The sequence below is a fragment of the Clostridium sp. CM036 genome (assembly GCF_055081135.1).
Genome location: NZ_CM143652.1, coordinates 3,721,122 through 3,745,703, shown reverse-complemented (window position 1 = coordinate 3,745,703; position 24,582 = coordinate 3,721,122). Strand labels below are relative to the sequence as shown.

24 protein-coding genes, 5 tRNA genes and 2 other annotated features are annotated in these 24,582 nt (G+C 31.8%); of the genes, 6 read left to right on the top strand and 23 right to left on the bottom strand.

Going from position 1 to position 24,582, the window contains the following annotated elements; genetic code table 11:
• Positions 1–118: 118 nt before the first annotated feature.
• From ltrA to ytxC, 10 genes are all read right to left on the bottom strand, one after another.
• Complete coding sequence (gene ltrA / locus ACWJKE_RS17790) at positions 119–1,528, bottom strand: group II intron reverse transcriptase/maturase (protein ID WP_462952630.1); 1,410 nt, start codon at positions 1,526–1,528, stop codon at positions 119–121.
• Between the two features lie 463 nt (positions 1,529–1,991).
• A complete protein-coding gene (gene pheT, locus ACWJKE_RS17785) occupies positions 1,992–4,370 on the bottom strand; it encodes a phenylalanine--tRNA ligase subunit beta (protein WP_220319655.1) in 2,379 nt (792 codons plus the stop codon).
• A gap of 67 nt (positions 4,371–4,437) precedes the next feature.
• The gene (gene pheS, locus ACWJKE_RS17780) at positions 4,438–5,457 is read right to left on the bottom strand and encodes a phenylalanine--tRNA ligase subunit alpha (RefSeq protein WP_165414233.1); all 1,020 of its coding nucleotides are present in this window, start codon (positions 5,455–5,457) and stop codon (positions 4,438–4,440) included.
• A gap of 59 nt (positions 5,458–5,516) precedes the next feature.
• Positions 5,517–5,729, bottom strand: a binding site (T-box leader).
• 68 nt (positions 5,730–5,797) lie between these two features.
• On the bottom strand, positions 5,798–6,583 hold the full coding sequence (locus ACWJKE_RS17775; protein WP_216303267.1) for a TrmH family RNA methyltransferase: 786 nt from the start codon (positions 6,581–6,583) through the stop codon (positions 5,798–5,800).
• A 12-nt stretch (positions 6,584–6,595) separates the two neighbouring features.
• Complete coding sequence (locus tag ACWJKE_RS17770) at positions 6,596–7,255, bottom strand: potassium channel family protein (RefSeq protein ID WP_165414231.1); 660 nt, start codon at positions 7,253–7,255, stop codon at positions 6,596–6,598.
• Positions 7,256–7,266: 11 nt separating this feature from the next.
• Positions 7,267–8,631 (bottom strand): TrkH family potassium uptake protein, encoded by a 1,365-nt coding sequence (locus ACWJKE_RS17765; RefSeq protein WP_216303268.1) that lies wholly within the window; start codon positions 8,629–8,631, stop codon positions 7,267–7,269.
• 118 nt (positions 8,632–8,749) lie between these two features.
• Positions 8,750–9,109, bottom strand: coding sequence for a 50S ribosomal protein L20 (gene rplT, locus ACWJKE_RS17760; protein ID WP_165414229.1), 360 nt, complete (start codon positions 9,107–9,109; stop codon positions 8,750–8,752).
• A gap of 27 nt (positions 9,110–9,136) precedes the next feature.
• Complete coding sequence (rpmI, locus tag ACWJKE_RS17755) at positions 9,137–9,334, bottom strand: 50S ribosomal protein L35 (protein ID WP_165414228.1); 198 nt, start codon at positions 9,332–9,334, stop codon at positions 9,137–9,139.
• A 20-nt stretch (positions 9,335–9,354) separates the two neighbouring features.
• Entirely contained in the window at positions 9,355–9,882 is a 528-nt protein-coding gene (infC, locus tag ACWJKE_RS17750) for a translation initiation factor IF-3 (protein WP_165414227.1), read from the bottom strand.
• A 34-nt stretch (positions 9,883–9,916) separates the two neighbouring features.
• Positions 9,917–10,028, bottom strand: a sequence feature (ribosomal protein L20 leader region).
• Positions 10,029–10,150: 122 nt separating this feature from the next.
• Complete coding sequence (ytxC, locus tag ACWJKE_RS17745) at positions 10,151–11,053, bottom strand: putative sporulation protein YtxC (protein WP_462959060.1); 903 nt, start codon at positions 11,051–11,053, stop codon at positions 10,151–10,153.
• Positions 11,054–11,203: 150 nt separating this feature from the next.
• Here ytxC and ACWJKE_RS17740 point away from each other — a divergent pair, with 150 nt between their 5' ends.
• Positions 11,204–11,899: a DUF6873 family GME fold protein gene (locus tag ACWJKE_RS17740; RefSeq protein ID WP_216303270.1), complete on the top strand. Its 696-nt coding sequence runs from the start codon at positions 11,204–11,206 to the stop codon at positions 11,897–11,899.
• A 77-nt stretch (positions 11,900–11,976) separates the two neighbouring features.
• Here ACWJKE_RS17740 and ACWJKE_RS17735 read toward each other — a convergent pair.
• From ACWJKE_RS17735 to ACWJKE_RS17700, 8 genes are all read right to left on the bottom strand, one after another.
• Positions 11,977–12,051: transfer RNA gene (locus ACWJKE_RS17735), tRNA-Cys, on the bottom strand.
• Between the two features lie 18 nt (positions 12,052–12,069).
• Positions 12,070–12,144: transfer RNA gene (locus ACWJKE_RS17730), tRNA-Gly, on the bottom strand.
• A 5-nt stretch (positions 12,145–12,149) separates the two neighbouring features.
• Positions 12,150–12,225: transfer RNA gene (locus ACWJKE_RS17725), tRNA-Phe, on the bottom strand.
• Positions 12,226–12,255: 30 nt separating this feature from the next.
• Positions 12,256–12,332: transfer RNA gene (locus ACWJKE_RS17720), tRNA-Asp, on the bottom strand.
• Between the two features lie 5 nt (positions 12,333–12,337).
• Positions 12,338–12,413 (bottom strand) — tRNA-Val (locus tag ACWJKE_RS17715).
• Between the two features lie 332 nt (positions 12,414–12,745).
• Complete coding sequence (gene hslO, locus ACWJKE_RS17710) at positions 12,746–13,627, bottom strand: Hsp33 family molecular chaperone HslO (protein WP_216303271.1); 882 nt, start codon at positions 13,625–13,627, stop codon at positions 12,746–12,748.
• Positions 13,628–13,658: 31 nt separating this feature from the next.
• Positions 13,659–14,396 carry a class I SAM-dependent DNA methyltransferase gene (locus ACWJKE_RS17705; protein WP_216303272.1) on the bottom strand — a complete coding sequence of 246 codons (738 nt, stop codon included), beginning with the start codon at positions 14,394–14,396 and terminating at the stop codon, positions 13,659–13,661.
• 98 nt (positions 14,397–14,494) lie between these two features.
• Positions 14,495–14,734 (bottom strand): small, acid-soluble spore protein, alpha/beta type, encoded by a 240-nt coding sequence (locus tag ACWJKE_RS17700; protein ID WP_165414222.1) that lies wholly within the window; start codon positions 14,732–14,734, stop codon positions 14,495–14,497.
• Positions 14,735–15,076: 342 nt separating this feature from the next.
• Here ACWJKE_RS17700 and dapA point away from each other — a divergent pair, with 342 nt between their 5' ends.
• Both dapA and dapB read left to right on the top strand, forming a co-directional pair.
• Positions 15,077–15,973 (top strand): 4-hydroxy-tetrahydrodipicolinate synthase, encoded by an 897-nt coding sequence (dapA, locus tag ACWJKE_RS17695; protein ID WP_220287415.1) that lies wholly within the window; start codon positions 15,077–15,079, stop codon positions 15,971–15,973.
• Positions 15,970–16,725, top strand: coding sequence for a 4-hydroxy-tetrahydrodipicolinate reductase (dapB, locus tag ACWJKE_RS17690; protein ID WP_462959059.1), 756 nt, complete (start codon positions 15,970–15,972; stop codon positions 16,723–16,725). The genes dapA and dapB overlap by 4 nt, the downstream gene beginning before the upstream one ends.
• A gap of 206 nt (positions 16,726–16,931) precedes the next feature.
• Here dapB and ACWJKE_RS17685 read toward each other — a convergent pair whose 3' ends face one another.
• Positions 16,932–18,083 (bottom strand): pyridoxal phosphate-dependent aminotransferase, encoded by a 1,152-nt coding sequence (locus ACWJKE_RS17685; protein WP_216303275.1) that lies wholly within the window; start codon positions 18,081–18,083, stop codon positions 16,932–16,934.
• 189 nt (positions 18,084–18,272) lie between these two features.
• On the opposite strand from ACWJKE_RS17685, the gene dapD reads away from it, so the two are divergent.
• Complete coding sequence (gene dapD / locus ACWJKE_RS17680; protein ID WP_216303276.1) at positions 18,273–18,983, top strand: 2,3,4,5-tetrahydropyridine-2,6-dicarboxylate N-acetyltransferase; 711 nt, start codon at positions 18,273–18,275, stop codon at positions 18,981–18,983.
• Between the two features lie 239 nt (positions 18,984–19,222).
• Here the strand turns inward: dapD and ACWJKE_RS17675 are convergent, their stop codons facing one another.
• Both ACWJKE_RS17675 and pdaB read right to left on the bottom strand, forming a co-directional pair.
• Positions 19,223–19,912, bottom strand: a complete 690-nt coding sequence (locus ACWJKE_RS17675; protein ID WP_216303277.1) for a single-stranded DNA-binding protein — start codon at positions 19,910–19,912, stop codon at positions 19,223–19,225.
• Between the two features lie 182 nt (positions 19,913–20,094).
• Complete coding sequence (gene pdaB / locus ACWJKE_RS17670) at positions 20,095–20,850, bottom strand: polysaccharide deacetylase family sporulation protein PdaB (RefSeq protein ID WP_165414217.1); 756 nt, start codon at positions 20,848–20,850, stop codon at positions 20,095–20,097.
• A gap of 294 nt (positions 20,851–21,144) precedes the next feature.
• Between pdaB and ACWJKE_RS17665 the strand changes: the two genes are divergently transcribed.
• Positions 21,145–21,672 (top strand): DUF4364 family protein, encoded by a 528-nt coding sequence (locus tag ACWJKE_RS17665; RefSeq protein ID WP_216303278.1) that lies wholly within the window; start codon positions 21,145–21,147, stop codon positions 21,670–21,672.
• Between the two features lie 26 nt (positions 21,673–21,698).
• On the opposite strand, the gene ACWJKE_RS17660 is transcribed toward ACWJKE_RS17665, so the two are convergent.
• On the bottom strand, positions 21,699–22,580 hold the full coding sequence (locus ACWJKE_RS17660; RefSeq protein ID WP_220287406.1) for a YncE family protein: 882 nt from the start codon (positions 22,578–22,580) through the stop codon (positions 21,699–21,701).
• A 149-nt stretch (positions 22,581–22,729) separates the two neighbouring features.
• Here ACWJKE_RS17660 and ACWJKE_RS17655 point away from each other — a divergent pair, with 149 nt between their 5' ends.
• Positions 22,730–22,978, top strand: coding sequence for a TIGR03905 family TSCPD domain-containing protein (locus tag ACWJKE_RS17655; protein WP_216303280.1), 249 nt, complete (start codon positions 22,730–22,732; stop codon positions 22,976–22,978).
• 89 nt (positions 22,979–23,067) lie between these two features.
• Here the strand turns inward: ACWJKE_RS17655 and ACWJKE_RS17650 are convergent, their stop codons facing one another.
• A complete protein-coding gene (locus tag ACWJKE_RS17650; RefSeq protein ID WP_462959058.1) occupies positions 23,068–24,420 on the bottom strand; it encodes a bifunctional folylpolyglutamate synthase/dihydrofolate synthase in 1,353 nt (450 codons plus the stop codon).
• Positions 24,421–24,582 lie beyond the last annotated feature (162 nt).

Sequence of the window (24,582 nt, the reverse complement as noted above, 5' to 3'; positions counted from 1 at the left end):
ACAATATTCATTTGTTTTTTGAGATTGCATGAATCGAGTAGGAGCTAAATAATTAATTTATTTAGCGACCTCTCACACCACCGTGCATACCGTTCGGTACACGGCGGTTCAATAGAAATTAATGTTTTAATAAATATGTCTCAGATATAGAAACTAATCCTATATTTTTAAGGTATTTATTGGTCAATGTTTTGTTTAATATAGGGCTATTGGATGTTCTCCAATAGCCTTTCCTTGTATTTGCATATTGCAAAGCTTTATTGTTTGGTATTCCTAATTTAACAAGGTTCCCATATTTTGTTTTAATCTTTTTCCATTGTTTCCAAAAACACATTCTAATTCTTCGCCTTAACCATTCATCAAGTGTTTTAAGAATACTTTTAATGTCTGCAATAGCAAAATAATTTATCCATCCAACTATCACTTGCTTAAGTTTCATAAACCTATATTTCATGCTCATCGCATTACTTCTTGAAGTTAATTCTTTTAGCTTTGCTTTGAATTTGATTATAGGTTTTTGAGGAACTCTCATTCTGTATTCACCTTTTGCTCGGTAAAATGAAAATCCTAAAAATTTAAGTTTCCAAGGTCTATCTACTGTACTCTTTTCTTTATTCACTCTAAGCTTTAACTTTTCCTCAATAAATCTCGTAATACTCTTCATTACTCTATTTGCTGATTTCTCACTTTTGACGTATATATTCGCATCATCAGCATATCTACAAAAGTTTAGTCCTCGTTTTGTTAGTTCTACATCGAGTTCATGTAACATTACGTTACTTAATAATGGGGACAAAGGCCCGCCTTGAGGTGCTCCTTCTTCTGTATTCATAAATACCCCATTTATCATCACTCCACTTTGTAGATACTTTCGTATCAGAGAAATTACTCTACTATCTTTAATATCTTCCGATAGTATCCTTATTAATTTATCATGATTTATCGTATCAAAGTATTTAGAAAGGTCTATATTCACCGTCCATGTATGTCCAGCATTAATATATCCCCTACATTTTTCAACAGCTTGTTTTCCACTTCTTAAAGGTCTAAAACCGTAACTATTATCAGAAAATTTCTTTTCATATATTGGTATTAGAGTTTGTGATATCGCTTGTTGAATAACTCTATCTAATACAGTAGGTATTCCAAGTAGCCTAATTCCACCGTCAGGTTTTGGTATTTCTACCCTTCTTACGGCTAGAGGTCTATATCTACTTTCTAATAATGATTGCCTTAATTCTTGTCCATGCTCTTTTAGATAATGTAGAAGTTCATCTACTGTCAAACCATCAATCCCATGACTTCCTTTATTGGCTTTTACTCTTTTATATGCTTTATTCATATTATCTCTCGATAATATCTGCTCGAGTAAACCATTATCATATTCATTCACATCGTTTCTTCCTTCTTCTGACATAGAGGAAATACTATGCACTTCTACATTACCTTCGAGTTCCACTCTATTCTCTCGTAGAGAGCCTTCTTTATGAAGTTGTCTGCTTTTATCATATTTTCTCGTATCCTTCAAAATTCCAAAACCTCCTATTGTTCAGTCCTTCCCACGCTAACGCGTTTTGCATGGTACTATGACGTCTGCTGACTTCTGATAGTTCAGCCATACATCACTGTATGGGTTGTTATTTCTAAATTCATATCCACAACTTACCTATCAGATCTCCCCGGGTAAGAACGCAATCTTTCACTCCATCTATCTGCTACATTTACACCACTTGTTTCGAATAGTTTTGGGCTTCGTTTTGTATTGCAAACTTACCCACAAGCATATGCCTTATATGTAGTTTCTGTTCGTCAGACCGGAGTTTGGCCGCCAACTTCCTTCAGATTCCATCTCACGATGGACACCCTTGTCTTAAGCTATGCACTTGGCACTATTAACCCGTGCTAGGGACTTTCACCCATTAGATTGCGCCCATGCCGGGCGCACAATGATAAAACCCCCTTATTACTAAGGGAGTTTTAGTTTACTTTCATTATCTAAGTTCAGCACCTAATTTATGCTCTAGAGATCTTAATATCTTTTCATGCACCTTGTTTACTTCTTCATCTGTTAATGTCTTGTCCGAGCGTCTATATACTATAGCATAGGCTATACTTTTCTTTCCTTCTGCTATTTGTTTCCCCTTATACACGTCAAATAATTTTACACTTTCTAAAATATTTCCACCTTGCTTTACAATTATATCATCAATGTCTTGAACTAGAACCCTCTCATCAACTATAAGTGCAATATCCCTTGTTACAGCTGGAAACTTTGGAAGTGCTTTGTATTTCTTATTTAAGTCAGCATATTTATATAATATATCTAAGTTTAATTCTGCTATATAACATCTTGGCTGCACTTCATAGTTCTCCGAAACACTCGGATGAATTTCTCCAACCACACCTATAAATTCTCTCTTTACATATAGGTTTGATGTTTTTCCTGGGTGATAAGTTGGATTTTCACTTTCTCTTTTAAATGATGTATTTTTCATTCCCAAAATATCTAATACATTTTCCACTACACCTTTTAAATCCAAATAATCAGCATTTCCATACATTCCTATAGTTAATATATTTCTTTCCTCTGGAAGCTTATCTGCATCTTCATTTGGTATATACACCTTACCTATTTCGAATAACCTAGCTTCTTCATTATTCCTTGAATAATTCCTTGATAAACATTCCATCATAGATGCTATAGTTGTAGTTCTCATTATACTATAATCTTCTCCTAAAGGATTTTTTATAGTAACTACTTTTCTTAACTCACTATCTTCTGGAACTAATATTTTATTAAATATTTTAGGACTTACAAAAGAATAACTTATGGATTGATTAAGTGCACTGCCAATTAAAGAAAGCACTACTTTATCTTCTAACTTTTGCTTTTCACTTTTCCCACTTTTTGAAGTTTCACAATTAGGAATAGTAGATGGTATGTTATCATAACCATACATTCTAGCTATTTCCTCTGCGACGTCTTCTCTAATGTTAATATCAGACCTAAACGTAGGCACATGTATAACTAAAAAATCCCCTGTTATTTCTGTAGCAAGTTCTAATCTATCAAGGTATATTTTCATATTGGGCATAGATATATTAGTTCCTAAAAATTTATTAATCCAATTTGCATCTACTTCTAAAGTATGAGATTTAACTTTACTCGGATATACCTCAGTGCATCCGTCCATTATTTCACCCGCACCTAATTCTTCTATTAAATGACAAGCTCTATCCATTGCCATTTCAGCCATATTAGGATCTAAATCTTTTTCAAATTTAGAAGATGCATCGGTTCTTAAAGATAATTTCTTAGAAGCGAGTCTTATATTAACCCCATTAAAGTTTGCACTCTCAAATATTATGCTTGTGCTGTCTTCTTTAATTTCTGAATTTAAGCCTCCCATAATGCCTGCAATTGCTATTGTTCTATCTCCATCTTTAATAGTTAAAATGCTTTCATCTAAATCTCTTTCTATCTCATCCAAGGTAATAAATTTTTCTCCGTTACCCGCTCTTTCTATCACTATATCATTAGTCGTAATTTGCCTAGCATCAAATGCATGCATAGGTTGACCAAGCTCTACCATAACGAAGTTTGTGATATCCACTATATTATTTATAGGTCTAATTTCTGCTTCTATAAGTCTTTCCTGCATCCATTGTGGAGAAGGCTCAATTTTTACATTTTTTATACCCTTTAACATATATCTTCTGCAAAGTTCATCATTAATATGAACCTTATAAAGGTCTTCCACATTATCCTTGCAGGTAGCTTTATAATCAAGTGCTGGTTTTCTATACTGCGTGCCTAAAGTTGCAGCCGTTTCTCTAGCTATTCCTAGAATACTTAAGCAATCTGCTCTGTTTGAAGTTATTTCAAAATCTATTAGTACACTTTGAAGATTTAATACTTCTTTTATGTCTTTTCCAATGATGGTATCGCTTGGAAGTATCATTAGTCCATCAACTGGTTCATCAACTGCAATTCCAAGTTCTTCCTCAGAGCAGAACATACCATTTGAAACTATTCCACGGAGTTTACCTTTTTTTATTTTTAGTCCTCCATGTAACGTTGATCCGTGAAGTGCTACTGGTACTATATCCTGTTCTTTCATATTAGTAGCTGCTGTAACGATTTGTGTCGGCTCGTCTAATCCTATATTTACTTGACATATAACTAATTTCTCAGCATCCGGATGTTTTTCTATTTTTATTATTTTCCCTGTAACAACCTTCTCAATTTCAGCACCTGATATAATAACCTCTTCTACTTTTGAACCAGACATGGTTAACTTATCTCCAAGCACCTTTGGTGAAATATCTATATCTACATAATCTTTAAGCCATTTAACTGGAACTTTCATTTTATATCCTCCTACAATTTGTATAGTATTAAATCATCTTCTGCGAAGCTGCATTATTATTTATATTTTAGAATTGTTTTAAAAATCTCATATCACTTTCATAAAGTGCTCTAATATCGTCTATTCCGTATTTTAACATTGTAATTCTATCAAGGCCAAACCCGAAAGCAAATCCGCTATAAACTTCTGGATCAATCCCACAATTTCTTAAAACGTCCGGATGAACCATGCCACAACCTAAAAGTTCTATCCAGCCGCTACCGCCGCAAACCTTGCACCCTTTACCATTGCACACAAAGCAAGTGGCATCCATCTCAGCTGATGGCTCTGTAAAAGGAAAATGATGTGGTCTAAACTTTGTTTCCATTTCGTCCCCGAACATTTTTTGCGTAAATAATTCTAGCGTCCCTTTTAAATCAGCAAAGGTAATTCCCTTATCTACTATAAGCCCTTCAATTTGATAAAATATTGGTGAATGAGTAGCATCTGCTGCATCGGATCTATAAACTTTACCTGGCGCTATCATTTTTATAGGCGGTTTCTGAAGCTCCATAGTTCTTATTTGTATTGGTGAAGTTTGGGTTCTTAAAACTATATTATCATTTATGTAAAAAGTATCTTGTTCACCTCTTGCCGGATGATTTTTAGGTATGTTTAATGCCTCAAAGTTATAATAATCTCTTTCTACCTCAGGGCCCTCTTCAATAACAAATCCCATAGATAAAAATATTTCATTAACTTTTTCAAGTGTTAACTCTAACGGATGTCTTTTACCTACTGTTTGTTTTTTCCCTGGCATAGATATATCTATAACTTCACTTTTTAGCTTCATTTCTTTTTCATTGTTTTTTAATGTATCTGAAGCTTTATCTATAAGTGTCTCTATATCCTCTCTTACTTTATTTGCTAATTTTCCAACAATTGGTCTTTCTTCATTTGATAACTGTCCCATGCCTCTTAATATTTGCGTCAATTCACCTTTTTTGCCCAAATATTTAACTCTGATATTTTCTAATTCTGTTTTAATAGCAGCTCCTTTTAATTCTTCTAAAACTGCAGCTTTTATCGTTTCTAACTTTTCTTTCATAATGAATGCTCCTCTCATATTTTGATAATTCTTTATAAAACAAAAAAAACCATCCCCAATAAAGGGACGGAAAATCCGCGTTACCACCCTAATTGACTAAAAACAGTCCTCTTAGATAAATTTATCGGTTTTACCCGCTATCGGCTACTTTTTTTCACCATTAGAACTCTGGAGTGAACTTGGATATAAAAATTTCTTAATGAAGCTCTCAGTCTAAGGCTTCTTATCCCTGTAAGTATCTTTATATTTACTTTCTCCGTCACAGTTTATTATTAATTTATGGTAGTATACAAAATATTATAACCACAACTACAAAAAAATTCAACTATGAATTTAAAAATCATATATTATTTTTCTGTCTTACGACTTCATACATCATAATTGATGCAGCTACAGCTGCATTTAAAGATTCTGCACCACCAGGCATGGGAATTTTAATTTTCAAATCACATATCTCATAAACTTCGGCGCTTATTCCATTTCCTTCATTTCCAACTGATATAATAACTTTCTCTCTAAGGTCTACATTATAGAAGTTTTTATCAGTATCCAATGAACTAGTAACTAGCTTAAATCCAGCGCTCCTAAGCTTTTGCACCACCGATAGATCACTATCGCAAATAACGGGTATTTTAAAAATAGAACCCATTGTGGATCTTAAAGTTTTTTCATTATAGATATCTACAGTTCCTTTTGTAATTATAACTCCTAGTGCTCCCGCCGCATGAGCTGTTCTAATTATAGTTCCCATATTACCTGGATCTTGTATTTTATCAGCTAACATATAGAAGCCATGATCATATTTAATCTCTACCGGTTTATTTCTAACTGTAGCAATAATACCTTGCGGATTATCCGTATCGCAAATACTTTTAAATAAACTGTCACTAACACTATAAACTTTAGTATTCTTCTGTAGCTTGTTTTTCATACAAGAGTTTTCATATTTTGAATCTCCTCTAGCACTTATAAAAATGTGCACCACTTCAAAATCAGAATCCAAAGCTTCTTCTACAAATCTGAAACCTTCAACTAAAAACATATTACTGTCTTTCCTATATTTCTTTTCTTTTAACTTTTTGATATCTTTAATCAATAAATTATCCTTACTTTGAATATGTTCCAAACTGAATGCTCCTTATTTAACTAGATTTTCCAACTTATTTAATTCTTCAATATTACCTATTGCAACAATAATATCACCTGGTTCAACAATATTATCAGCTGCTGGAGCAACATCAATATCATTGTTTCTTTTTATAGCCATTACATTTATACCATATTGAGCTCTTATATTTAATTCTCCCAGGGTTTTATTATGCCATTCTTCAGGACTAATAACTTCAGCTATACTATAATCAGGAGATAATTCAATATAATCTAATATATTTGATGATACTAAATTATGAGCAACGCGTACACCCATATCTCTTTCTGGAAAAACTACTCTGTCTGCACCTATTTTATATAATACTTTAGCATGCAGGGCATTAGTCGCTTTTGTTATCACATATTTTACTCCTAATTCTTTAACTAAGAGTGTTGCCAAAATGCTAGATTGGATATTAGAACCTATACTAATGACTGCACAATCAAAATTACGAATTCCAAGAGCCCTTAAGCTATTTTCATCATTCGCATCAGCTTGAACTGCATGAGTTACATTATCCGAAATATTTTGAACTACATCTTCATCAAAATCAACTGCTAATACATCATTTCCCAAAGAATATAATGTTTCAGCAACGGATTCTCCAAATCTTCCGAGACCTATAACGATAAACTGTTTTTTACTCATTAACCCCACCCCTATCCAATTAAAATTTTGCCTTCTGGGTATTTTATATTTCCCGATTTACTTTTTTTATTTTTAGCTAATGCTAGTATTATAGTAAGTGGTCCCACTCTCCCTGCATACATGGTAAGTAAGATTATTACCTTTCCTACAAATGTTAATTTTGTAGTTAATCCGAGTGTTAATCCAACTGTAGCAAATGCTGAAGTAGCCTCATACAAAAAGTATTCAAAAGGAATATTCGGGCTCTGTGTAATAGATAATATCATGGTAACTGATATAACAATTGTTAGGGAAATAAGTGATACTGCAAACGCTTTATACACAAATTCTTTGCTTATGCGCTTTTGAAATATTTCAGTATCTTCTCTTCCACGAACCACAGACACTATAGTCATAAAAATCACAATGGCAGTAGTCGTTTTTATTCCACCCGCCGTTGATCCAGGCGATCCTCCAATAAACATTAAAATTATTGTTAAAAACTTTCCCGCCGTGGTCATTTTACCGAGTGGTATAGAATTAAACCCTGCTGTTCTTGGGGAAACTGATGCAAAAACGGAAGATAAAAATTTGCCCTTAATAGACATTCCTTGCATAGTGTCAGCATTATTCATCTCAAAAATATACATAAGTATTGCCCCTAAAACAACCAATGCTATCGTCGAGTAAATAACTATTCTAGCATGGAGGGACAATCTTTTTGTTCCCTTGCAATTATAAATTTCTACCCAAACATAAAATCCTAACCCACCTATTATTATTAATGCTGCAATTGTTAATATTACTACAGAATTACTAGCATAAGCAGTGACACTATTAAAGTTTCCAATCAAATCAAACCCAGCATTGCAGAACGCAGACACCGAATGGAACACGCTATAATAAATCCCTTTGGCAATTCCAAATTCAGGAATAAATTGTGTTGAGAATAACACCGCACCTGTTATCTGAACATAAATTGTAAATATCAATACATATCTGACCATTTTCACTAACCCTTGTAATGAGTTTACATTCATAGCTTCCTGCATCACTAGTCTTTCCTTTAATGTTATTCTTTTCCCTAAAATTAAAAAAACTAAAGTAGCTACAGACATAAATCCAAGTCCACCTATTTCTATAAGTAACATGATCACTGTTTTGCCAAAATATGTCCAATATGTTCCCGTGTCTAGTACTATAAGTCCCGTAACACACACAGCAGATGTAGAGGTAAATATACAATCTATGAAAGGCGTAATTTTACCACTTTGCGAAGCTATAGGTAGGCTTAATAGTATAGCCCCTATGACTATGACTATAGCAAACCCTAATGCAAGTATCCGAACAGGAGTATATATGCTTTTCTTTTTAAGATCTTTAATATCTAATTTCAAATTATTCACCTCTAAATTTTCAACTATGATGTTTTACTAATTATATCACTTTACATGTTTTTGTCAAAAATGCAATAAAAAATGCAGCCGTATGGCTACATTTTTGAATAAATAATTTTTATGCTTGTAATTGTTTTTTTGCAACTTCTACTAATTCAGCAAAAGCTTTTGGATCATTTATTGCAATTTCAGAAAGCATTTTTCTGTTAATATCTATGCCTGAAAGTTTCATTCCATTCATGAATCTTGAATATGAAAGGTCATTTAACCTTGTAGCAGCATTGATTCTAGCTATCCAAAGTTTTCTAAAATCTCTTTTCTTTAATTTTCTTCCGATATAACCATTTCTAAGTGCTCTCATTACTGCTTCATTAGCTGTTTTAAATAACTTACTTCTACCACCATAGTAGCCTTTTGCAAGCTTTAATACTTTTTTATGGTTTTTACGAGAGTTAACTGCTCGCTTAATTCTTGCCATTTAATATACCTCCTAATCACCATTCAATTATAAGTATGGTAACAATTTCTTCATCGATTTTATTTGAGTTGTTGAAACATATGCTGTTTTTCTAAGGTTTCTTTTTCTTTTCGGGCTTTTCTTTGTTAATATATGACTTGTAAAAGCTTTAGCTCTTTTTAACTTACCTGTTCCTGTTTTCTTAAATCTTTTTGCTGCGCCTCTATGTGTTTTCATTTTAGGCATAATAAAATTCCTCCTCTCAGTTATGCTTTTTTGGGAGCTAAAATCATTATCATATTTCTTCCCTCTTGTCTCGCTGGTTTTTCAACAATATAAACATCACCGATTTTTTCTACAAAAGATTTTAATATCTTATGTCCGACTTTTGAGTTTTCAATTTCTCTACCTCTAAATCTTACGGTTATCTTTACCTTATCTTCATCTAACAAGAATTTTTTAGCATTACTAGCCTTAATTGCAATATCATGATCTTCTATTGTTGCACTTAATCGTATTTCTTTAAGATTAACAACTTTTTGTTTCTTTTTAGCTTCTTTTTCTTTTTTCTGTTGTTCATAGATAAACTTACCAAAATCCATTATTCTACATACTGGAGGTTTTGCGGTAGGAGACATCATAACTAAATCTAAATCTTTCTCTTCCGCAAGATTCAACGCATCTTTAGTATTCAAAATACCCAATGCAGAACCATCAGCTCCAATAACTCTTATTTCTCTAACTCTGATTTCTTCATTCATCATGAAATCTTTGTTTTTACTAATAATTTTCACCTCCTAAGTGTATTTAGATAAAAATATAATATTTAAACAATTAAAAGGACGACAAAATGCCGTCCCTAATAGTAACAAATTTAAATTACTAATTAACCTAACTAGCATTACTGTTAGGTGAGAAACGGCTGTTTCTTCTTGTAAAAGATAACTCTATTATATTAAAATATTTTTTATATTTTCACTCACAACAATTCAAAGTATACTATCTAAGTATTTGTTTGTCAACACTTTTTTATTTATTTTATTCACATATCAATATGCCTTACTACCATACAAGAGTTTCTTTTTTTATCTCTTCACATTTAACACATTTATCACAATAATAGACCCTATCTGCAAAAACCTTGTTTATCGTTTGTATTAGTTCTTTATTTTTACAATGCTCTACACAGTGTATAATTACTTTTTTAGGAGCATTGGTTATCATAGTGCTAATAATAAGTTCCTCTCGATTTTCTTTTGAATCAAATTTAACATCCGGTAACTCCATCATCATATTTCCTACTAAATCATTACCTTCTTCATCTGTTAAACGATAATTTCCGTTTTTTTCAATTAGAATATTAATCTCATCTACCTTACTATCCTGAACATCAACAAAGTATTTAAGCAATTTTATAAACTCATTATATTCTTTCTCTACCATATACTCTTCCACAACTTTATCCACTATGCACTCTAAATCTCCCTTTAGCTCTTTTGTCCTAAAGGTTAAAAATCCACTTATATTAATTTCATTATTTTCTTCTATACATTTAGTTATCTTATCAATTATACTATTTTTCCTATTCATACAATATACTCCATTAGGTCCGGATATTTCGCCCTCACTACTCAAGTATTCTTGTATCCTAGGTTTAATTTGTTCTATTTCATCATATTGCAGAAAAAAATAAGATTCATCTAAAAATTTTTCGAGTCCTTTTTTACAAAATTCCATTACAACTATTTTATATAACATGTTTGCAACATGCAAATTAAATGTTTTGATACTAGCATCGCTTAAGTTGTCATCATCACAAAAAAACTTTACTACGTGAGTATCCCCTATTATATTTTCCGATATACCTGAAAAATTTTTTTTATCTTCAAAACACTTCTTAATGTCTTTAATTTCATCAATAATACATTCCATACTCCTATTATATACAATAGTTAATAAAAGCATTTCGCACACTCCTTTCTCACTAAGATAGTATGTGTGTAATATTAATGTATATGCAAAATAGATTAAACAATTATCGACATATTGCAATTTGTGATAGCTTTGTGTTATAAAATAAACATAAGAAAATAAATATTAAATAGGAGTATTGTAATGAAAAATATTATTGTTGATTTTAGAATTCATAATGAAGAAAAAGAATATTTAGTTTCTAGAGGATATAACTTGCTTATTTGCCCACCTAGCAACATTTTATACGAGGCTGTATGTGGTCACCCTGATATGCTTATGCATATTTTAGGCAAAGATATTATAGTTCATAAAGACATGGATAATGAATTCATACTGAGCTTAATTTTGTTAAATTATAAAGTTTATAAATCAAATTCAACTTTAAAAGATAAATACCCTTATGACATATGTCTCAATTCATTAAGCCTAGGCAATCTTTTTATTCACTCAGTTAATTTTACTGATACTAATCTTTTGTCACTATTAAAAACAAGAAAATTAATAAACGTTAAGCAAGGTTATACAAAATGTTCTACTTGCATTGTAAATGATCATGCAGTCATAACTAGTGATGTTTCTATCGCTAAGGCTTTAAGCATTGAAAAAATAGATATTTTATTAATTCCACCTGGTGATATTATCCTTCCCGGGCTTAACTACGGTTTTATAGGTGGCGTAACAGGTCTTATCGAAGATAATGTCTTAGCTTTTTATGGTCACTTAGATCATTATTTGTATGGGAAAGAAGTATTAAATTTTTTAAATAAGCATAAGGTAGAACCTGTATTTTTGAGAAATGGAAAACTAATCGATAGAGGTAGTATTTTTAGAGTCTAACGAATCCAAAATATACTGAAATAAAAAAAGTAGTCTAAATGCTGAAATATCAGCATTTAGACTACTTTTTATTGTTTTGGAGGCGCCACCCGGATTTGAACCGGGGAATAAAGGTTTTGCAGACCTTGACCTTACCGCTTGGCTATAGCGCCATTATTCATAATTATAGTTGGAGCGGAAGACGAGATTCGAACTCGCGACGTTCACCTTGGCAAGGTGACGCTCTACCACTGAGCCACTTCCGCAACACTGGTGGCTAGACCAGGAATCGAACCAGGGACACGAGGATTTTCAGTCCTCTGCTCTACCGACTGAGCTATCCAGCCTTAATAATTTTCAAATTTACTAAATTCAAATGGCGACTCAAAAGGGACTCGAACCCTCGACCTCCGCCGTGACAGGGCGGCACTCTAACCAACTGAGCTATTGAGCCATATGTGGTGGGAACAACAGGGTTCGAACCTGTGACCCTCTGCTTGTAAGGCAGATGCTCTCCCAGCTGAGCTATGCTCCCACATATCTTTATCAGACTAGTACAGTTTACATCATTTCATAAAACTTGTCAACAACTTTATGTATTAACTGTTTTTTTACTTTACTGTTAACTTCCTCGTCCATGTGTACTTTGTGAGTACTTTATTATATTATAAGATTTTCTTACGGCTGTCAACCATAAATATGGTGAATATTCACGTATATTTAAATTATACTCCCTATTTATCGAATTTACTCCACTTTGCTACGATTTGAAACATATATTACTATTGAATATAGTTTGTGTATTGCTTTCTATAAAAAGCAATACCACATATACTATATTCTCTTTATCCAAAGCTGCATTTTTATCTATGAATTAGCTTCTTTAAGTAATTGCCCAATTTCTTCATGATTAAATTCATAATTTTCATTACAAAAATGGCATTTAAGTTCTTCGGTTTTACCATCATTATATAATTCTTCTAAATCCTTTTTACCTATACTTATTAAGGCCCTCTCAACCCTTTCCCTGCAGCAATCACATTTATACGTCGGCTTAACCTCTTCATGTATTTTAAGTTCCATATCTTCAAAAATAAATTCCAAAATTTCTTCGATGTTCATCCCTTTTGCTATTAATTCAGTTATAGATGGAATTTCTTCAAGCCTATACGTTATTATATCAGCTAAAAATTCGTCTGCACCAGGCATCATTTGGATTATAAAACCTCCTGAAGCTTTAATGCTCATATCCGTGTCAACTAAAACTCCGAGTCCCACAGCAGACGGCGTTTGCTCTGATACAGTAAAGTAATAAGCTAAGTCATCCCCAATTTCACCTGTACAGATTGGCACTTGACCTATGTACGGCTCCTTTAGTCCCATATCTCTTATAATCCTTAAATAACCATCCGTACCAACGGCAGCACTTACATCAAGTTTCCCCTGTTTGTTTGCAGGCAAATCTACATTAGGGTTTCCTATGTACCCTTTTACACTTACATCAGCATGTGCAGTTACTACCACGCCTCTCGCTTCTCCTCCGCCATCAATTTGAAGTGTTAAACTATCTTGCTGCGACTTTAACATGCTTCCCATAAGAGCACCAGCCGTTAGCATCCTACCAAAAGCAGCTGCTGCCGTGGGTGCACACAAATGCATAGAAACTCCCTCATTTACTAAACCCGTAGTTATTGCTGCGACTATTCTAACCTGGCCTTCCTTTGCAGTAGCTCTAACCAATTTATCCATATACTAGCCTCCTGTAAACTATTTTTGTTTTTTACTTCTTAAGTACATAACATATTCGCTCTGTGATTTTACTTACTACTTTATCTTCATAGTTATCCATCTTTTTAATTATTTCGAACCCAATTTCTTTTATAACACTTTCTACATATTCTTCTTTATAAGCCCTTTCAGAGTGTTGCTCATCAAAGCGTCTGAACACTTGTCCTTCTTTTACAAAAAAAGTTAAATTCATTTGCACTATATCATTTTCCAAATAATTTTCCCAAATATACACTACATCATCACTATCGTAATTATAAATATTATTACCAAGCACATTGGTAAGTTTATAATAAGAGTTAATATCAAAGATGAATAACCCATCCTGTTTTAATAAATCATAAGCGCCTAATAAATACTTTTTAAAATTTTCTTTTTTTAATATATAGTTGCTAGAATCTAATCCGCAAGTTATAAGGTTAAAAGTATTATCTAAATTCAATTCACAAATATCTTGGCATACAAATTTTGCTCCTACCCGAGCATCCCTCATCTTTTTCTCTGCTTGACTTAACATATCACAAGATAAATCAACTGCCCAGGTATGCTTAAACTCATTTGCAATTTCTATAGTAAGATTTGCTGTACCACAGGCTAAATCTAAATAACTCTCCATATCTAAGTGATGCTCTTTGCAAATACATAATATTTGGGAAGCCCATGTTTTATAATCAATATCAGAATTGATTAATTCATCATATATACAAGCAAACTCTTTGTAACAGTTCATATTAACATTTCTCCTTTATATTCCTCTTAATACTATAATGGTATATAATATACTAACCTATATACCAAATATTGTCCAAATTAATTTGCTTAATATCTTTAAAAATCTTTGTTTTTAGGGAGATTTATGGCTTTCTTTCTTTTTGTCATTAAGCCTCCAATTCTTCCTGTTTCTTCTGCTGTTAGTCCACTCCAACCATCAACATCTATCTTTTCTGTTAATCCTAATTCTTCCGCTATTTCATATTTTAACGATTCTCTTAGCATTTCGTTTTTAGTTAACTCTTTATTTGTTCTTAACTTAGCTTTTATAACTTTTTTCAAAGGTGTTTTACCCATCATATACCTCCTAATTATAATTGTAATATCTTATATTTTTTACAATTCGAGGTTTTTTTATTCATAATAAAAAATAAATATTACCCGTTATTTACTCATAATATGATTTAAATTACAGTTTTATAAATATACCCATTAAATTATACCTTGCTGATTTTCAGTTTTTTTTTTTAAAGTATATATATTTTTACATATGGGCTATATAATATAATCTAATGAAGAAAAATATTTTAGTGATAATTTATGTGTTTCCTAATTCATTATGAAGAATATTACGAAATGCTTCACTAAAAGCGATCTAAATTAATAACTATATAGTATAAACTACTAGGAGGTAATCTTATGAGTATTTTTAAAGGTTCTGGTGTTGCAATAGTCACTCCGTTTAATGAAAGAGGCGTAGATTTTAAAAAACTCGAAGAATTAATAGAATGGCATATCAAAAGCATGACAGATGCTATTGTAGTATGTGGTACTACAGGTGAAGCTTCTACTATGACAGAGCAAGAAAGAAAAGAGACTATAAAATTTGTAGTTGATCTAGTTAATAAGAGAATTCCAGTAATCGCGGGCACAGGAAGTAACAATACTGCCGCTGCAATAAGTATGAGTAGATGGGCAGAAAAAATAGGCGTAGACGGATTACTTGTAATTACGCCTTACTATAACAAGACTACTCAAAAAGGCTTAGTTGAGCATTTCAAAGCAATTGCAAATAGTGTAACTTCACCAATAATAATATACAACGTTCCTTCGAGAACAGGTCTTAATATTACTCCAAACACACTTCTAAAATTATGCGAAGTACAAAACATTGTAGCAATTAAAGAAGCGAGCGGCGATATAAGTCAGATAGCACAGATTAAAGCACTCTGCGGAGATAGAATAGATATCTATTCAGGTAATGACGACCAAGTTATACCTATACTTTCCTTAGGAGGTATCGGAGTTATATCTGTTCTTTCAAATATAATTCCTACAGTGATTCATAACATGTGTGAATTATATTTAAAAGGCGAGCATGCAAAAGCTCTAAAAATACAATTGGAGTATCTTCCTCTTAATGGCTCTATATTCATAGAAACTAATCCTATCCCTGTAAAAACAGCTATGAATCTTATGGGAATGGAAGTCGGGGCTTTAAGACTACCACTATGTGAAATGGATGAAATAAATTTACAGATTCTAAAAAAAGAATTAAAAGCATATAATATCCCTTTAAAGGAGGAAATCAAATGATTAGAATGCTTCTAAATGGCTGCAATGGAAAGATGGGCAAAGTTATTTCTGAAATGGCTAAAGCATCAACAACGATTTCAATTGTTGCAGGTGTTGATAAAAATTCATTTAATTTAGGCTATACATGCTATGATAGCATACTTGAATGCGAAAATGATATAGATGTGATTTTAGATTTTTCAAGGCCAGATGCTTTAGATTCCTTATGTAAGTATTCTAAAGAGAAAAATATCCCTATTGTGTTCTGCACTACTGGTTACACGCAAGAACAGTTATCTAAAATTAGTTCCCTCAGCACCGAAATCCCAGTATTCCACTCTGCAAATATGTCTATAGGTATAAATGTTGTTAATAATATACTTAAAAGCATAAGCAATATGCTTTACAAGGATTTTGACATTGAGATAATTGAAAAGCATCATAATCAAAAAGTCGATTCCCCTAGTGGTACCGCTTTACTCCTTGCAAATACAATTAAAGATTCTATAGATGACAAAACCACCTTTGTCAAAGGACGTGATGGTTTAAGTAAAAGACAACCTAATGAAATAGGGATTCATGCTATCCGTGGTGGAAGTATTATAGGTGATCATGAAGTCATATTTGCAGGAAAAGGAGAATGTATTGAAATTAAGCATACTGCAATATCAAGAGATGTTTTTGCAATAGGTGCACTTAAAGCTTGCGAATATATATACGGAAAAGAAAAAGGTCTATATAGTATGGATGATGTAGTTAATATGTCAATATAACGACAGTTCAGACGGAAAGTCTCCCATTACTACACGCTGGAGTTACGTGCCCTAACAAATAAAAAACTTCAGTTGGAGTACAAATCTCCTTCTGAAGTCGTTAATACAGCTCCGCAGGAGATGATTTAGCCTTTAAACTAGAAAAGCAACCTTCAAAGTATTAAATACTTAAATAGGTTGCTTTTCTAGTTCAATATTTTTAAAAATTACTCAGGTAATGATTTAATCCACTTTTCCATTCTATCTAAAGCCTCTTTTAACACTTCCATACTATAAGAATATGATATCCTTATGAAACCTTCTCCTCCGGTGCCAAAAGCCGAACCAGGCACAACAGCGACCTTGCCTTCATTCAACAGTCTGTTGCAAAACTCTTCGCTACTCATAGAAAATTTTGTTATAGAGGGAAATATATAAAAGGCCCCTTTAGGAATAGTTGTATCCATTCCCATTTGCTTCAACCTTTTATATACATAATCTTTTCGCCTCTCAAACTCCACTTTCATATTATTTACATCATTCATGCTAGAAAGTAATCCTTCGCACGCGCCCCATTGAGATATTGAGGCTGCACAAGAAACATTATACTGATGTACTTTCATTATATTATCCATGATATATTTGCTAGCACAAACATATCCAACTCTAAGTCCCGTCATTGAAAACATTTTAGAAAATCCACCCACCAAAATTACTTTATTCCTTAATTCATCAATTTGAGCTAATGAATAGTATTTTTCATAACATAATGAGCTATAAATTTCATCACTTATTATGTAAATATTTTTTTCTTTTAGAATTTGAAAAAGTTTATTTCGCTCGAATAATGTTAATGTTGCTCCAGTAGGGTTAGACGGATGTGACATCACTAAAATCTTAGGATTTTCTTCATTAATAAGTTTATTTAATGTTTCAAAATTAATAGTAAAATCACTGTTAAGCTTATAATTAACTACTTCTGCTCCAAAAATCTTTACACAGCTCTCATAAGCTGGATAAGCTGGAGTCGGTACCAGCACTTTGTCTCCAACATTTAAAAATGCTGCAAATGTGCATAGAAGTGCCTCACTTCCACCAACAGTCACAGTTATTTCATCAGCTGAATAGTTGATGCCTGTGCCGCATAAAAAATTAGAAATCTCATGTCGTAGCTCCGGAATACCTGCATTAGTTGTATACTCAGTTTTATTTTCATTAATAGCTTGGATCATGGCTTTCTTAATATTTTTAGGCACTGGAAAATCAGGTTGACCAAGAGTCAGTGAAATCGCCCCTTCAACTTGTGGAACCTTATTAAAAAATTTTCTAATTCCAGAAATCTCTACATTGCTTACATTTTTTGAAAATAAATTATTCATAACATCATCCTTTTCAATGTGTTTGTGCTTTCAATTATTTGCATTATAAGTATTTTACTATATAATAGAATAAAAATCAGTATTTTTTAAATTGTTCTAGGATAATGCTAATATTTATGGTGTAATCGAAATTAAATGCATAAAAATGAAAATTTGGCTTAATACTTATAATACGAAAGGAGATTAACTATGAACTATGATTTAACCGACCCTTATGAAATTGCAAGATACATAAAAGAAGCTAAAAAGGCAACTCCACTTAAACTCTATATTGATGGAGATTTATCACAATGCGAATTTGGCAATATAGAAAGTTTTGGTAACGGAAGCTTTTATATCCTTTTTGGAGAAAGTAATGAGGTATCAGATTTTCTAATAAAGTATAAAGACAGAATCAAAAAATCCAAACTTGAACAAGACAGACGAAACTCCGCTATTCCTTTGATAGATTTAAAAAATATCGATGCAAGAATTGAACCAGGTGCAATTATACGCGACAAGGTTACCATAGGTAAAAATGCCGTTATAATGATGGGTGCCATAATTAACATAGGTGCTGAAATTGGCGATGAAACTATGGTAGATATGAACGCTGTTGTTGGTGCCAGAGGTAAACTCGGTAAAAGAGTTCATTTAGGTGCAGGTGCAGTAATCGCAGGAGTGTTAGAACCTCCAAGTAAAAGTCCTTGTGAAATTGGAGACAATGTACTAATTGGAGCCAATGCTGTAATTTTAGAAGGAGTAAAAATCGGAAATAATTCTATAGTGGCAGCAGGATCTGTAGTTGTAAATGATGTTCCTGAAAATGTTGTAGTTGCTGGAACACCCGCAAAAATAATAAAAAATGTGGATAGTGGAACTAAAGAAAAAACTAAACTACTTGATGATTTAAGAAAATAACAAAAATTAAAAGAGCATATATTACTACAAATTCATCTTACTTTGCTAAGTAATTCTAAACTAATTTTATTGAAAGATACTAAACAGTACAAACTCGCTAACGCTCAAACATGTACTGTTCTTAACGTATCTTCCGATAAAATTAGTTTGAATTACTAAAGCTTGTTCGAATGTATTTTACGTAATATATGCTCTTTTCAACCCCATTAAAAGAAGAAAATTCATTCTACATATCTATACTATATAACGTGTAGAGCTTCAAGGTCCTGCTCTTCATCAATCATATCCGCTTCTACAGTGCCCTCACCATCTTTAGCAACCTTTTCCATCTTTGATATAGAGACTTCATATGCCACTTTCTTTATAACTTCGTCATCTGATAATTTCTTTTGATATTCTCTACTCTGAAGTCTTCCCCATATTCTTATATTATCTCCTACTTCAAGACTTTTACAAAACCTAGAATTTCGTCCCCAAGCAATTGTAGGTATATAATCAGATTTATTATACAATCTGTTAACTGCTAAAAGCATGTCCGCAATCTCTCTCCCAAACGGAGTTGTCCTATACACTGGACTCTTGCAAATATATCCATCTAAAAATATTTGATTTGGATTCTTACTGTGTTCTTCACAAATTTTAATATCTCTAGCAAATACCGTTAATATTAATCGGTTAGATCCGTCAACGAATTTATTGTAAGATCTAAGTTGACCTTCAACTATAAACTCATTTCCTATTGTAATATTCATACCTGCAATTAATCTTTCAGAAATTGTTATAGTTAAAATATCTGTTGTTTCACTAAGTCTCCAAACCTCAAAATCAAATACATAAAAGCCTTCTCCATACATTTCATGACTGAATTTCAATTCAGATACTACCTTTCCTTCTAAATAAATCTTGTTATTTAACATAACATTATCCATCATAATCCCTCTTTCCCTTAGTTTTTTTTAATAAACTTTCTTTAGAATATAAATATTCAGCTTTTCAATGTAATATACCTAATATTAAGAGAATTTTGTTTATATCTATTTTTCCAAAATTATAACTAATTGGTATTTCCATTATAATACAAATACACCGTGGATTTCAATACATTTAATTTTTATTTTTGTATTTGTTTTCCTGATTCATTTATATAATAGTTTTTTTTGTATATAAGATCTGATATTTTTACAAATTTATAGCCTTGAGCCTTAAAATGTTTTAAAATTTTTTCTAAATTTTCAGGGGTATACTTTGCATTATTGTGAAATAAAAGTATGGAGCCCGGCTTAGTCTTTTTAATTATTCTATTATACTCAATTTCTGCCCCCTGCTCTTTCCAATCAATACTATCTGCATCCCATTGAATACAATAATGATTTGTTGATTCTACGGTTTCAATTACTAAATTATTATATTCTCCAGATGGGCATCTAAAAAGGGTTGTTTCTTTCCCTGTTATAGCCATTATTTTAGCATCTGTGGTGGTTATTTCTTTGTTCATTCTCTCCTTGGATATTGTAGTCATTATAGGATGCTTATTGGAATGGTTTCCTATTTCATGACCTTTTTGATGCATCGTCTTTACCCTATCCGGATACTGGTCTAGCCACGCTCCCACTATAAAAAACGTTGCTTTAGCATTGTACTTATCTAATATTTTTAATATATCATCTGTTCTATCATCGCCCCAGTTTGCATCAAAAGAGATCGCAATCTTTTTCTCTTTAGTATCTACGGAGTAAATTGGTAATTTACGTTGCTCACCCAAAAACGCACCCTTAGTTTTTAAGTTATAAACACCTATAATTGATAAAATCACAATGAAAATCGCACAAAATACTATTAATTTTTTTTTTATGTAATTCATATTCATATCCTCTTATATCCTCCTTATAATCACTTTGTGCCAAAGTAATAGATATCCCCTATCGTCTCCTCGCACATTTATACTTTAAATTTATATTCTATAAGTTAATATATATGTGTATAATTTAATTTATAAAGTTTATTTCTTTTGAAAATTCAGATAAACCATTATATAGTATTAAAATTAAAAGCACCGATTCATTTCGGTGCTTTTTATGTTATAATGTTTATAGTTAATTTTACATGAAATGATACCGTTCATTATTGTTTTATATTAAGCAGACTACAAGGAGGAACAGATATGTTTGAGGATGCTTTAGACTTAGCTGAAAATAAGCTTCTTTTACTTTATATATTTTATAAAATAAAGCTCCCTATTTCTAATATTCAAATAACGCAAATTATTTTAGAGAATAATTTTATAAATTATTTTACTTTGCAACAATATATTACTGAACTTATTGCATCTAACCTACTTAAGCATACTGATCAGAAAGGTAAGCATAGATTAGTCATTTCGCAAAAAGGTGACAATGTTCTATCTTTATTTAAAGGAAGAATTTCTGAAAGCAAGATACAACTTATTGATAGCTATTTGAAAGTTCATATTGAAAACATCAAAAAAGCACTCACGGTTAGTGCTGATTACACAATAGAAAACAATAATAATTATTTAGTTAATCTAACCGCTTCAGAAGATAATTTTACACTTATAGATATTAAACTTAGTGTTGCGTCGAACAAGCAAGCACGAAATTTATGCAGTAAATGGAGAAAAAACCCTTCTGAACTTTATGCTAAAATAATTAATCTTCTCATAGATGATTAATCTTAATCTTCTATAGAATCTGATTTTTATAAAAGTGCCATACCTGTGGGCTCTCCGCCAATAGAGATGGCTTTTTTATTTTCAGTAATTTTATCAATTCTAATAAGCAAATTGTTATAATTATCACCTACATACAAATATTTTTCATCTTCGAGTATTCCCCGAGGCATACCCCCAATTTTAATTTTTTTTATCTCTTTGTAATTATTTATGTCTAATATACTCACCGTGCCATCTCCAAAATTTGATACATAACAGTATTTTTCATTACAATACATGTCCACAGGCGAATTACCAACAGGTATCTTGTATAATACGTTATAGTTTTTTAATGAAATAATGCTTATACTTCCCTTATTGTCCATACCTATATTGCTCTCGCAAACTAAAATATAATTTCCATCCGGGGTAATTAGAGCTTTAGTAGGATATGCCCCCACCCTAATATTTTTAATATTTGTATTCTGAGCACAATCTATTATTGTTATGCTGTCACTATTCATATTTGCCACTATAATAAGGTTCTTTCTTTTACAAAGATAAATACTATGTGGTGAGTTACCACATGGAATTACTTCTACAATTGTTTTTTTGTCTAAATCAAAAACTATTATATCATCAGAATCTCCACAAATAACATATGCCCTATTATCATAAACTGATAAATCATTACAATGCATACCTATAAAATAACTTTCTGTTTCATTATTATCAATATCAACCATAGAAATACTATTATCATAACTATTAGCTGTTAATATCTTGTTTTTATATATATATATACCATGAGGACCAATTCTTTTGAGATTTTTTTTATCCAAATATATTTTTTCTTCTTCTATAAACAAATCCAAGTTAACTTTTGATATGCAATCTGCTGAAGTACTACACACATATAACTTTCTCAAATCCCTCACCTCCCCATAACCATAATATGAAAATAGCGCTAATATGCTAACATTGTTTTCATTAAAATTAAATTCTTGAAATGAGGATACTTAATAGTATATAATAACTATTGTAATTATTAATATTACAAAGGACGGAGGAGTAAATTATGTATAGTTATGATCCAAAAGGCGTTTGTTCTAAAAAAATAACTTTTGAAGTCGTTGACGATAAAATAACAAATGTTGTTTTCACAGGAGGATGCGCTGGAAATTTAAGTGGAATTTCAACCTTAGTAAAAGGTATGGAAGTTTCCGAAGTTATAAAAAAACTTAAGGGTATTAACTGTGGTGGTAAAAGCACTTCTTGCCCAGACCAATTAGCTTTGGCACTGGAAGAATTAGTTGCAAAAGCTTAACCAAATAAAAAAAGACACATATTATCTAGTAATATGTGTCAATTTATTTTTAACGACATTTCAGCTCCGCAGGAGATGATTTAATACTATTAATAGCTGTGAACATTTCGTATTATTTTTCTCATATCTCCCACCATGTATAAAGAACCTGACACTAACAGTAAATCATCTTCATTGCAGTAGCTCAAAGCTTTTTTATATGCATCCTCATAATCTTCAATTGCCTCGCAACTCATAGTATATTTTTCTACTTGGATTTTTAATTCTTCGCAGAGTTCTGCCCTATCGCTATGGGGGGTAACAGTAATAACTCTACTCACCTTTGGAACTATAGTTTTTATCATCTCTTCCACTTGCTTATCCGCAAGGATTCCTAAAATTAATATGATTTTTTTGTAGTTAAAGTACATATCAATACTCTGCGTAAGTTTTTCTATACCATCTATATTGTGTGCACCATCTATAACTACTAAAGGCTTTTTATGCATCACCTCAAGCCTTGCTGGCCACACTACACTCCCAAGCCCTGTTATTATATGATCTCTATTAATCATTGCGCCTTGCTCTATAAGCTCCTCTATAGCATGAACCGCTACAGAACAGTTTAGTAATTGATGTTTTCCTAAAAGTGATAAATCAATAGTATAATCATTATTTGAAGTTTGCACTTTCAATTTTTGAATTATAGCATTATTACTAGTACACATTGTTTCTTCCATTGAATCCACTGCACTATATTGTAAATTTCCCTTCCCTAAATATACCGCTGAATCCTGTGATACTTTTATTAATTTGCATTTTTTTTCTCTACATATTCTTTCTATTACTTCTTCGCTTTGTTTTTGTTGTGGAAACATAACTACGGGAATCCCCTCTTTAATAATACCTGCCTTTTCACAAGCAATTTTAGCGATGGTATCTCCGAGTATTAGCGTATGGTCCAAGCTAATAGATGCAATAATACTTAAAATAGGTGTAATTACATTTGTTGAGTCAAGCCTTCCACCCATCCCTACTTCAACCACTGCAAAATCTATATTGTTTTTATAAAAATATAAAAAACCCGCGCAGGTAATGATTTCAAACTCTGTTGGATTACTATATCCTAGTTCCACTACCTTTTCTACCGCTTTAGAAACCTCTGTCACAACATCACTTAAATCTCCTTTAGAGATGTTTTTATTATTTATTTGCATTCGTTCTTCAAACTCTTCAATAAATGGCGAAATATATGAGCCTACCTTATATCCAGCTTCGACCAAAATCGTAGTCACCATAGCAGTAGTTGAACCTTTCCCATTAGTTCCTGCAATATGTATACACTTTAATTTTTTATGTGGGTTTCCTAAAAGTTCTAATATTTTTTCAGTTCTCTCAAGCCCAAGTTTGCTACCAAACTTTGCTGTATTTTTTATGTAAGCTATAGATTCATTATAATTCATGCTTATCCTTCCTTTCAAAATAAATAACTATGTCCGGTTAAATTTTATACCAACTTAGTGGCAGTTAACAACCTTTTTTATAAAAAATCCAAAAAATTTGTAACACTTTAATCATTACTTAAATAAAATATTCTAAGTAATTCTTTTTAGGAATTATTTTAT

Bases quoted from the DNA above. Each gene is read 5' to 3' on its own strand.
- pheT (WP_220319655.1), bottom strand. From the start codon at position 4,370: ATGAAAGTTCCAGTTAAATGGCTTAAAGATTATGTAGATATAGATATT.
- pheS (WP_165414233.1), bottom strand. From the start codon at position 5,457: ATGAAAGAAAAGTTAGAAACGATAAAAGCTGCAGTTTTAGAAGAATTA.
- ACWJKE_RS17770 (WP_165414231.1), bottom strand. From the start codon at position 7,255: ATGAGTAAAAAACAGTTTATCGTTATAGGTCTCGGAAGATTTGGAGAA.
- rplT (WP_165414229.1), bottom strand. From the start codon at position 9,109: ATGGCAAGAATTAAGCGAGCAGTTAACTCTCGTAAAAACCATAAAAAA.
- rpmI (WP_165414228.1), bottom strand. From the start codon at position 9,334: ATGCCTAAAATGAAAACACATAGAGGCGCAGCAAAAAGATTTAAGAAA.
- ytxC (WP_462959060.1), bottom strand. From the start codon at position 11,053: ATGCTTTTATTAACTATTGTATATAATAGGAGTATGGAATGTATTATT.
- ACWJKE_RS17740 (WP_216303270.1), top strand. From the start codon at position 11,204: ATGAAAAATATTATTGTTGATTTTAGAATTCATAATGAAGAAAAAGAA.
- hslO (WP_216303271.1), bottom strand. From the start codon at position 13,627: ATGGATAAATTGGTTAGAGCTACTGCAAAGGAAGGCCAGGTTAGAATA.
- ACWJKE_RS17705 (WP_216303272.1), bottom strand. From the start codon at position 14,396: ATGAACTGTTACAAAGAGTTTGCTTGTATATATGATGAATTAATCAAT.
- ACWJKE_RS17700 (WP_165414222.1), bottom strand. From the start codon at position 14,734: ATGGGTAAAACACCTTTGAAAAAAGTTATAAAAGCTAAGTTAAGAACA.
- dapA (WP_220287415.1), top strand. From the start codon at position 15,077: ATGAGTATTTTTAAAGGTTCTGGTGTTGCAATAGTCACTCCGTTTAAT.
- dapB (WP_462959059.1), top strand. From the start codon at position 15,970: ATGATTAGAATGCTTCTAAATGGCTGCAATGGAAAGATGGGCAAAGTT.
- ACWJKE_RS17685 (WP_216303275.1), bottom strand. From the start codon at position 18,083: ATGAATAATTTATTTTCAAAAAATGTAAGCAATGTAGAGATTTCTGGA.
- dapD (WP_216303276.1), top strand. From the start codon at position 18,273: ATGAACTATGATTTAACCGACCCTTATGAAATTGCAAGATACATAAAA.
- ACWJKE_RS17675 (WP_216303277.1), bottom strand. From the start codon at position 19,912: ATGGATAATGTTATGTTAAATAACAAGATTTATTTAGAAGGAAAGGTA.
- pdaB (WP_165414217.1), bottom strand. From the start codon at position 20,850: ATGAATATGAATTACATAAAAAAAAAATTAATAGTATTTTGTGCGATT.
- ACWJKE_RS17665 (WP_216303278.1), top strand. From the start codon at position 21,145: ATGTTTGAGGATGCTTTAGACTTAGCTGAAAATAAGCTTCTTTTACTT.
- ACWJKE_RS17655 (WP_216303280.1), top strand. From the start codon at position 22,730: ATGTATAGTTATGATCCAAAAGGCGTTTGTTCTAAAAAAATAACTTTT.
- ACWJKE_RS17650 (WP_462959058.1), bottom strand. From the start codon at position 24,420: ATGAATTATAATGAATCTATAGCTTACATAAAAAATACAGCAAAGTTT.